At 39.9% G+C, this 8,875-nt stretch carries 11 protein-coding genes; 3 read left to right on the top strand and 8 right to left on the bottom strand.

Going from position 1 to position 8,875, the window contains the following annotated elements; translation table 11 throughout:
• Window positions 1–56: 56 nt before the first annotated feature.
• Entirely contained in the window at window positions 57–524 is a 468-nt protein-coding gene (locus DW677_RS16930) for an HIT family protein (protein WP_117471164.1), read from the bottom strand.
• 313 nt (window positions 525–837) lie between these two features.
• Here DW677_RS16930 and DW677_RS16925 point away from each other — a divergent pair, with 313 nt between their 5' ends.
• Entirely contained in the window at window positions 838–1,074 is a 237-nt protein-coding gene (locus tag DW677_RS16925; RefSeq protein ID WP_002578301.1) for a DUF6061 family protein, read from the top strand.
• A 133-nt stretch (window positions 1,075–1,207) separates the two neighbouring features.
• On the opposite strand, the gene DW677_RS16920 is transcribed toward DW677_RS16925, so the two are convergent.
• The 7 genes from DW677_RS16920 to DW677_RS16890 all read right to left on the bottom strand — a co-directional run bounded on the left by DW677_RS16920 (window position 1,208) and on the right by DW677_RS16890 (window position 6,559).
• Window positions 1,208–2,527, bottom strand: coding sequence for an MATE family efflux transporter (locus DW677_RS16920; RefSeq protein WP_002595210.1), 1,320 nt, complete (start codon window positions 2,525–2,527; stop codon window positions 1,208–1,210).
• Window positions 2,517–2,975: a MarR family transcriptional regulator gene (locus DW677_RS16915; RefSeq protein ID WP_009243743.1), complete on the bottom strand. Its 459-nt coding sequence runs from the start codon at window positions 2,973–2,975 to the stop codon at window positions 2,517–2,519. The genes DW677_RS16920 and DW677_RS16915 overlap by 11 nt, the downstream gene beginning before the upstream one ends.
• A gap of 155 nt (window positions 2,976–3,130) precedes the next feature.
• Entirely contained in the window at window positions 3,131–3,880 is a 750-nt protein-coding gene (locus DW677_RS16910; RefSeq protein ID WP_009243742.1) for a DUF6040 family protein, read from the bottom strand.
• Window positions 3,819–5,540 carry a MobA/MobL family protein gene (locus DW677_RS16905; protein WP_009243741.1) on the bottom strand — a complete coding sequence of 574 codons (1,722 nt, stop codon included), beginning with the start codon at window positions 5,538–5,540 and terminating at the stop codon, window positions 3,819–3,821. Before DW677_RS16905 ends, DW677_RS16910 begins: the two co-directional genes overlap by 62 nt.
• Window positions 5,516–5,869, bottom strand: a complete 354-nt coding sequence (locus DW677_RS19230) for a hypothetical protein (RefSeq protein ID WP_009243740.1) — start codon at window positions 5,867–5,869, stop codon at window positions 5,516–5,518. The genes DW677_RS16905 and DW677_RS19230 overlap by 25 nt, the downstream gene beginning before the upstream one ends.
• Window positions 5,869–6,183 carry a DUF3847 domain-containing protein gene (locus tag DW677_RS16895; RefSeq protein WP_002578306.1) on the bottom strand — a complete coding sequence of 105 codons (315 nt, stop codon included), beginning with the start codon at window positions 6,181–6,183 and terminating at the stop codon, window positions 5,869–5,871. Before DW677_RS16895 ends, DW677_RS19230 begins: the two co-directional genes overlap by 1 nt.
• Before the next feature lie 145 nt (window positions 6,184–6,328).
• Window positions 6,329–6,559 carry a helix-turn-helix domain-containing protein gene (locus DW677_RS16890; RefSeq protein WP_002578307.1) on the bottom strand — a complete coding sequence of 77 codons (231 nt, stop codon included), beginning with the start codon at window positions 6,557–6,559 and terminating at the stop codon, window positions 6,329–6,331.
• A gap of 175 nt (window positions 6,560–6,734) precedes the next feature.
• Here DW677_RS16890 and DW677_RS16885 point away from each other — a divergent pair, with 175 nt between their 5' ends.
• Window positions 6,735–7,364: a helix-turn-helix transcriptional regulator gene (locus DW677_RS16885; protein WP_117347817.1), complete on the top strand. Its 630-nt coding sequence runs from the start codon at window positions 6,735–6,737 to the stop codon at window positions 7,362–7,364.
• Between the two features lie 86 nt (window positions 7,365–7,450).
• Window positions 7,451–8,746: a tyrosine-type recombinase/integrase gene (locus tag DW677_RS16880; RefSeq protein ID WP_117347818.1), complete on the top strand. Its 1,296-nt coding sequence runs from the start codon at window positions 7,451–7,453 to the stop codon at window positions 8,744–8,746.
• Window positions 8,747–8,875: the final 129 nt, after the last annotated feature.

The raw sequence follows: 8,875 nt of genomic DNA, 5'->3' as shown, positions 1-8,875 counted from the left end.
ATCGCCTCCGCGATATACTGTTTTGTCCTTTTGGCATCGATAAATCGGAATTTGTCTCACATCAACAGTTTGTCTAGTTCGCAAAGAAGCTTACTTTTCAGTTCTTCAAGTTCCTCAGCGCTAGGTCTGTTATCATCAGCGTACATCTTATCCCTCGGGTACCACCAAACAGGTCCTCTGCCGTTGTTTCCATAGTTCTCTATATCGCCGGTCATCCTCGGAAATAAATGCCAGTGAATATGTGCTCCGCCATCCCCGTTTCCCAAACATTCATAATTCATTTTTTGTGCTCCGAAAGCTTTTTTTACGGCTTCAGAAACAAGTGTCATTTCATATAAATGCTTTGCTCTCACTTCTGCATCAAGATCAAATAATTCAACAACATGGGTCTTATATAGAAACAAAGTATACCCTTTAAAATGCTGATAATCCCCAATCACCACATATCCTGTTTCAAGTTCCTTTACAAAAAATGGGTTGTTGCCAACTCTGGTTTCTTTAATCCTGTCACATACAAAACACATAAATATTCTCCTCCACAAATTCCGATTGAGATTTCACCTGTTTTAAGAAATTTAATAACTGTTATATTTTATTATTAAATTCTTCGCACCCCCTTGAAAACACTGGATTTGTCGCAGGTGAGCTTTCCCTTATTATTTCCCTTGTGTTATATCGTCCCATCAGTGTTTATGCACTCTGATAAGGGCAAATACAAGGGCAAGAAAAATCTATAAGACAGTATAACACAAAATAAAAGTGACATGGTGAACTGATTGAAATGCTTCTTAATTTTTGCTACTACTGATTGATTAAATGATAAGGAGATGGGATACGATGAGAACAATATTTGCAGAATACAATCCACAGTGCAACAGCATTGATGTATATACTAATACGGGCTATATACTCCGTATTGATTGTTGGGAAGCAGAAAAAAATTTAAGAACCACACCTGGATCTGATTGTGCTTTGACATCGCTTGCAATCGATGAGCCATTAGAATATGCAAGGTTATATCTTGATGGGAATTTACAGATGTGGGTAGATGCTGAAGATTCATTAGAGTTATGATTATTCCAATCAAAATCTACTAGAATTTATTAAAAATTAGCTTCATAATTTTAAAAGGACAGCCCTATTGCTATGAGGCTGTCCTTAAAAATACAATAGATAAACCTAGATTATTCTTGCTACTATCTGATTGTTAAATTTTCTGTATTCCATATTGCAAATCTCCCTTTTCGCAATATTTTATTAGTATGAATGCCAGAATCGCTGAAAAAACACGTGCCAATACCGTACTCCACCATATCATAATCTGTCCACCAAATAAAGGTGGTAAAACAAGCATAAATATCAGCATCAATACTGGTTCAATGAATGTAAGAATGTATGACAATCCACTTTTTTCAGTAGCATAAAATCCAGCTGTCGCTATTCTGGTAATCGCAACAAATGGTAATGACACTAAAAATATAGGTACAATTTTAGAAATCTCAATACTTACTTCATAAGAAGCTCCGAAAACCCCTCCAATATTTGCTCTGTTTACATACATGATAATTCCACCACAAACAGCAAGAATTATTGCAAAAATGTATGCCATTCTCTGAACTCCTCTCAGGCTTTCTTGATCCTTCTCACCATAAAAACGGCTCATTAAAGGTTGACTTCCATCACCTACGCCCTGCAATATGAGATATATGATACAGATAATATAGGATACACATGCATAAGTTGCAATAGCTTTTTCTCCCCCATAAGAAGCGGAGAATCGGTTTATAAACACCAATGAAATATTAGGAGTCAATGCTAGCCCAAATGGTGCAAGACCTACTCTGAATATAGCGCCACACATTTCTTTTACATTTTTTAAGGATACATACACATAAAACTTTTTATTATATAATGCGTATATGATTGCAATTGCTGCAGTCACACCCTGTCCGGCTATTGTAGCTGTGGCTGCACCTTTCATGCCCATTTCATATATCCATACAAAGATAAAATCCAGAACAATATTGGTTATGAATCCACCAACCATCGCAAACATTGACCAGAAAGAGTTTCCATAATTTCTAATGAATGGCATCATTCCAGTTCCAAGAATCTGCAATATTGCTCCAAGTGCTATAATTTTGATATAATCTGTCGCATTTGTTAATATAATTCCATCTGCTCCAAGCAATCCTAAAATTTTAGACGAAAAGGAGTAAATAATTATGGTACTGATAACACTTACTATTACAAGAAGCCACCAGCTTGTAGCAATAAATTCTTCTGCCCGTTTTCCTTTCTTTTCTGCTGCATTAATTGAGTAATAAACAGCTCCTCCCATACCAATTCCTGTTCCAAGAGCCTGAATCAAAGCCTCAATCGGATATGCAATATTAATAGCCGAAAGTCCAGCATCTCCTATGGTATTGCCTACAAAATATCCATCCACTATCGCATATATTCCTGATAATGCAAATGCTATAATAGATGGAATAACATATTTAAAAAATAATGATTTATGATTCATTTTTCTTACAATCTCCTTCCTTGAAAAGTCTGATAAACAGCTCTGTATTATCATTAAGACTTTCTATATTCTCTAATCCCATTTTTTCGATTACATATATTTCTTTTGAGTGCAGTTTTTCTATGATATCTTTCGTATATTCCATTCCTGATTCTGTGAGGCATATCAGCTTATTTCTCTTGTCTGAATCATCAGATACCATATTGATGTATCCTTTTTTCTGAAAATCTTTTAGTATCGTATTTACCGTTTGCTTAGGTATATTCCATTTTTCACTTATCATTTTCTGCGTGCATCTTCCATTACTTTCATAAAATGAATGCAAAGCAAAAACTCCATTTGAAGACAGTCCCTGATCCTTTGACCATTCCTCATACATTGCTGTACATTCTTTCCATAAAGCATAATATCGTTGCAACTGTATTATCATATTATTATCTTTTCTCATCTTTTTCCTCCTTAAATTAGTACGAATCCGGACTTTTGTATTATAGCCCGAGTTCGTACTAATTGTCAAGATTTATTTATATACTTTTTCTTTATATAAACAATCAATAGTCCCTTACTAAGGACAGGAAGATTATGAAATTTCCCTGTCCTCTTTTAATAATATCCTCGTTCTTCCATCCAGTCTTTCACATAACATCTGATTCCAATATAAATAATATGCGACAGTAATAGCAATACAATAAGATTTATCGGATTAGCGTTTTTAATCCATTCTCCAAAGTAAATTACAACAGCTGTACTCGTTATCGCTACCACGATACTGATGATATCCCAACAATATTTCCGGTAGATTTTTCCTACCTGATAACCAATCCCGATTATCAGCCACCCGGTTATTACGAATAAAATTGCCATGACAGTACCGGCAATCAGCCAGTACACAATCCCGGAAAGAATACTGTTAGGTATTCCACTGCTTAACTGTCCGAAAGAGTCTGCACCTGTCACAAACTCCCGAAATAAACTTCCCATTCCTTTTCCTAACGCACCGAAAAAGACGATACAGTCGTTAAGGAAAACCGGCGAAAGAATCGCAGTAAACAGTGTTGTTGTTATGCTGTACCATGCCAGTAGAAACAAGATACTTTCATAACCAATCGTCATATTTTTATATTTCTTTTCTAACTGGCTTTTACGGCTATCGCATTTTTCTTTTGCTTTCCGGTAAGCAGTACGGTCACATTTTTCACATTTCTCATAAGGCACTTTTTTCTCAACAGCTACCTCTACCGTCTTTTGGTGTGTCTGTGCATAAAGTTTTTCCTGCTCTGCTTTTTCATACTTAAATTTCCATGCCACGGCTTCTGCGTCGGCTCTTTTCCTGCTGTCTGTCTCGCTGGTCAATCGTTCCTCTGTTTGCCTTAATCTTGTCCGCAATGCTTCGATATTCTCGGCTCTGTTTTCGCTGTTCAATTTCTCGTTCAAGGTCAGCGATTCGCTTAGCTGCCTGTTTAGTTCCTGGATTGTCTGGTCTTTCTGATCCAGTTCGTCCTGCATCTGTTCGGTCATCAGCAGAAGTTCTTCCACCTGCCCGACGTTCTCTAAGTTTCTGCATTCGCTCATCGATCTCCCTCGCTTTCTCTATCTGCTGTTTAAGGTCAGCAATTCGCTGTTCTGTTTCTGCAATAAGCTGTTCTCGTTGTTCAGCTTCTGCGTTAATTCCTGCCATTGCTGATTCTCGTTTTCCAACTGTTCGATTCTGGTTTTCTGTTGCTCGATCTGTGAGAGCAGTTCTTCTGTATCTGGCAAAAGATTTAGCAGCCTGGATAATTCGCTGTTTAAGCTTTTTAAACTCTGGTTCTGCTCCTGAAAAGACAGGAGCTGCCTGTCCCGTTCCTGCAATTCCTGTACCATCTCTGCCATAAGATTCTGCTGTTCCTCGATCTGGTTTATCATTGTCTCCATCATGGGAATGACTTCCCGGCTTTCTTCTAATGTCACGCAATCGCTCCTTCCATTGTGTTAATGCACTGGATACTTTTCCAAAAGAAATCTGTATTTTATCCAGCAGTGCATTTTGTCTTTTTATGATCTGGTTTTCCTCTACTTTCCATGAAGTAGAGGATGTCTGTCCGTTTTGAAATTTCTCGTCAATTTTTCTGGCATCTGCGCCCTCATGGATCGTCGGTATCTCTAATTTTCCCTGCCTTGCATAAGAACGATGGTCAATGTGATTTTCCGTTTTCAAATGTGCATTACAGACGTTTGCCCATTCGCTCCGCCATAGCTCACAATTTTTCGGATTGTTCCACCCGGTAGCATCGGTTAATACACGTTTCCACTGTTTGCGGTTCCTTGTCCCGACTTTCTGGACTCCATTTTCATCAAGTACGGGGATTCGGATTCCATGACGGTCAGGGTTCTTTTTATCCTGCCACCAGTCCGGATGGGATTCATCCACCACAATATTTCCATTTTCATCTCTGACAAACTCCCAATCCTTGATTTCTTTGTTCCCCCATGAGTGGTCTGGATTGAATGGTCGCATCGTCACAAGTAAATGCACATGGGGATTTCCATCTCCTTTATCGTGGATACTCCAGTCCGCACACATTCCCTTATCTACAAAGGTCTTTTGAATATATTCAGTTGTATAATCAATCTGTTCCTGTCGGCTCCATTCTTTCGGAAGCGAAAATTCAAATGACCTGCCGAGTTGTGCATCCGAGGTCTTCTCAATCTTCAAAACTTCATTCCATAAACGCTGTTTCTGAAAAGTAAGTTTAAATTTTCCCAGTGCAGCATCTTTGTTATCTGCTCTTTTATATCGGGCAGATTTCTGAAACCGTCTGATATTTTCAGCAGGTACGTTCAGCCATTCCTGTGGTGCATTTTCACACATCAACAGGCTGGTATAAACGACTTCTTTTTTGGCAGTGTAGTAGCTGATCCTGCCTGTTTCTTCATTTTTCATCACATCACCATTGAGATACGCAGATGCTGATATGATGGATTTCCCTTTGCTGCGTCCAACAATCTTTACTGTATAATGAAAAATCGCCATGCTCCGTTTCCCCCTTTCTGCCGTATCCGGCTTTGATTTCCGGCAGGTAACGTTTTCCCAAAAAGAAAATGGTATCTGCCGGAACGCCCTCTGCGTAAGAGTGCCCTGTGCATAACAGCCTGCATGGAATGCGCCCCTCTGGCGAAGAGTGCCTCCTGCGGCATGAGCAGGTCTGGCTGAAAGCCCCGCCGACGGAACGAGCCCGGCAAGCATAAGCGCAGACCGGTTGCCACCTGTGGCAAACTTATACGGACGACCTCTGGTTGTCCATAAGTGCGCCCTTCATGAAAAAGCAATGAAGGGAATGGAAAATCCACTCCCTCCGGCATTACACTTCCTCCGTATTCGCAACTGGCTCTTTCTGCATTGCCTTTGAGAAGAATTTCCCATTTGCTTCCTGCCTTTTTAAGAAGCCGATCAGCTTTGGGATATCATCTTCCTCAATCGCAGAACCCAGCACCGATTCCACCGCACCACCAATCTGGCAGAGCCTGTGTGTCCGCTTTTTAGTTTCCACATCTTTCTGACGTTTCTTCAGTTCCCGTTTCTGTGCTGCATACTGTTTTGCTTTCTCAAGGCTTTCCTGTTCTTTCTTTTCCAACTGGAGCATACGCTCCTCATAACTCTTTGTTGATCTTGCCATAAATATCATCGTCCTTTCTTTTTCTTCCAAACATAAGTTTCCTGTTGTCTGTCAGACGAAGTACATGGTATAATCTGTTTGCGTGTAGGTATATCATGACTCCGGTCTGATAGAACCTTTGGCGGTTTCTTCGGGAACCGCTTTTTTAAGTTGAACCGTTTCTTGTGACTGCTTTCACATTTCCCTTATCCCTCAAGTCTCTGCCCTCGTTGGCTTCCATAAAAAGTTCCAGCATATCCGTTTTGATCAGGACTTTTCTCCCAACCTTTAATACCGGAAGTTTCTTCCATTCCACCAGTTTTCTCAGGGTGTTCCTGCCGATTCCCGTATAATCAGCAGCTTCTTCAATAGATAAGGCAATCTTTCTTTGTGTCATATGACCACCTCCTTTTAAATTGCATTATGCAATTTCATTTGTGCTGTCAGTATAGCGTGTTTATATTGCTTTGTCAAGCATTATGAAATTTCATTCGTTTTCTATAAATTGCATATTGCAATATATTTTGTTGCGTGGTATAGTAATGACATACCGAAAAAGGAGGCACATCAGCATGAAAGATAAAGAACTACGCAAGCTGATCGGCAGCAGGGCAAAACAGCGCCGTCTCGAATTAAATCTGACACAGCCTTATGTCGCAGAGAAGATGGGAGTTACCGCTTCCACAATCCTGCGTTATGAGAATGGTTCGATTGACAATACCAAAAAGATGGTACTGGAAGGCCTTTCGGAAGCACTTCATGTATCGATTGAATGGCTCAAAGGGGAAACCGATGAATATGAAACTGATATTACGGATAAGAAGGAATTGCAGATTCGTGATGTGATGGGCGATATTCTCAAACAGTTACCTCTTGATCTTAATAAAACAGAAGACGCTTTTTCTAAAGACTTACTGCTGTTAATGTTAAAGCAATATGAACTGTTTCTGGATTCGTTTCAGTTCGCCTGTAAAAATTACAAAGGCAGTACCAAAGATGCGGACATTGCCAAAGTAATGGGATTCGAATCGAAAGATGAATATAATGAGATTATGTTTCTCAGAGAGATCACACATACTGTCAACGCATTTAACGATATGGCAGATGTGATAAGGCTCTATTCAAAGAAACCGGAAGCAGCCGAACAAAGACTTGCCAATCTTTTATCCGAAGTTATGTATGAGGATTCTGAATCGGTATAGTAAGACAACCGGAGTTGTGATATACTTACACGCAAGAAGCATTTCAACAGTTCCGATTGTCTGATATCGAAAGGAGAAATACAATTATGGCAAAAGGATCTGTTAGAAAAAAAGGAAAAAAATGGTACTATCGCTTCTATGTAGAAGATGCAAGCGGTAAAATGGTTCAGAAAGAATATGCTGGAACCGAAAGTAAAAGTGAGACGGAAAAACTTCTCCGCAAAGCACTGGAAGATTACGAAAATAAGAAGTTTGTCGCAAAGGCAGACAGCCTTACGGTAGGAGAGCTTCTGGATATGTGGGCGGAAGAAGAACTGAAAACCGGGACACTCAGCAACGGCACAGTGGAAAATTATCTTGGTGCAATCCGCTGTATCAAAAAACACCCGATTGCAGACCGCAAACTGAAAACAGTTACTGCCGAACATTTACAGGCATTTCTTGATCTGCTTACATTCGGTGGTGAGTTTCCAGACGGGAAAGTAAGAAAGGGATACAGCAAAGATTATATCCATTCTTTTTCCGCAGTGTTACAGCAGTCATTCCGTTTTGCAGTATTTCCAAAACAACTAATCAGTTTCAATCCGATGCAATATATCAAACTGAAACGACAGGCAGAGGAAGTTGACCTCTTTTCCGATGATGAAGTGGAAGAAGGCACACAACCGATTTCGCATGATGATTACGAGCAACTTATCAAGTATCTGGAAAAGAAAAACCCACCTGCCATTCTACCGATTCAGATTGCGTATTATGCCGGGCTCCGTATCGGAGAAACCTGTGGTCTTACATGGCAGGACATTAACCTTGAGGAACAATGCCTGACCATAAAACGCAGTATCCGCTACGACGGCATGAAACACAAAAACATTATTGGACCAACGAAGCGGAAAAAAGTTAGGATTGTTGATTTTGGCGATACCCTGACTGAAATACTGAAAGCTGCCAGAAAGGAACAACTCAAAAACCGGATGCAGTATGGCGAATTATATCACCGCAATTACTACAAAGAAGTTCATGTGAAAAACAGAGTCTATTATGAATACTATCACCTTGACGGAACGCAGGAAGTCCCGGCAGATTACAAAGAAATCTCCTTTGTCTGCTTAAGACCGGATGGCTCTTTGGAACTGCCGAGTACACTCAGCATTGTATGCAGATCAGTGTCAAAGAAACTGGAAGGATTTGAAGATTTCCATTTCCACCAGTTACGTCACACCTACACCAGCAATCTGCTTTCCAATGGGGCTGCACCGAAAGATGTACAGGAACTGTTAGGACACTCTGATGTCAGTACCACAATGAATATTTACGCTCACTCAACAAGAAAAGCAAAACGGGATTCCGCAAGACTTCTTGATAAAGTAGTGAGCAATGCTTAACTAAAAATTTCCCTTATTTCCCTTGCGGATTCCGCATAAGGGCAAAGATAAGGGAAAATACATATCATTTCACTATCTAAGAGGCTGTAAGCCTTGAAAAATAAGGAAAGTTCAGGAAATCTCTCCACA

Source organism: Clostridium sp. AM25-23AC (assembly GCF_003435125.1).
Lineage (GTDB): Bacteria > Bacillota > Clostridia > Lachnospirales > Lachnospiraceae > Pilosibacter > Pilosibacter fragilis.
The sequence above is the reverse complement of the archived record's forward strand: the minus strand, read 5'-3'. Positions and strand labels throughout refer to the sequence as shown.

Excerpts from the sequence above, each read along its gene's own strand:
- DW677_RS16915 (WP_009243743.1), bottom strand. The coding sequence starts at position 2,975 with ATGAGAAAAGATAATAATATGATAATACAGTTGCAACGATATTATGCT.
- DW677_RS16890 (WP_002578307.1), bottom strand. The coding sequence starts at position 6,559 with ATGACACAAAGAAAGATTGCCTTATCTATTGAAGAAGCTGCTGATTAT.
- DW677_RS16905 (WP_009243741.1), bottom strand. The coding sequence starts at position 5,540 with ATGGCGATTTTTCATTATACAGTAAAGATTGTTGGACGCAGCAAAGGG.
- DW677_RS16895 (WP_002578306.1), bottom strand. The coding sequence starts at position 6,183 with ATGGCAAGATCAACAAAGAGTTATGAGGAGCGTATGCTCCAGTTGGAA.
- DW677_RS16880 (WP_117347818.1), top strand. The coding sequence starts at position 7,451 with ATGGCAAAAGGATCTGTTAGAAAAAAAGGAAAAAAATGGTACTATCGC.
- DW677_RS16930 (WP_117471164.1), bottom strand. The coding sequence starts at position 524 with ATGTGTTTTGTATGTGACAGGATTAAAGAAACCAGAGTTGGCAACAAC.
- DW677_RS16920 (WP_002595210.1), bottom strand. The coding sequence starts at position 2,527 with ATGAATCATAAATCATTATTTTTTAAATATGTTATTCCATCTATTATA.
- DW677_RS16885 (WP_117347817.1), top strand. The coding sequence starts at position 6,735 with ATGAAAGATAAAGAACTACGCAAGCTGATCGGCAGCAGGGCAAAACAG.
- DW677_RS19230 (WP_009243740.1), bottom strand. The coding sequence starts at position 5,869 with ATGCCGGAGGGAGTGGATTTTCCATTCCCTTCATTGCTTTTTCATGAA.
- DW677_RS16925 (WP_002578301.1), top strand. The coding sequence starts at position 838 with ATGAGAACAATATTTGCAGAATACAATCCACAGTGCAACAGCATTGAT.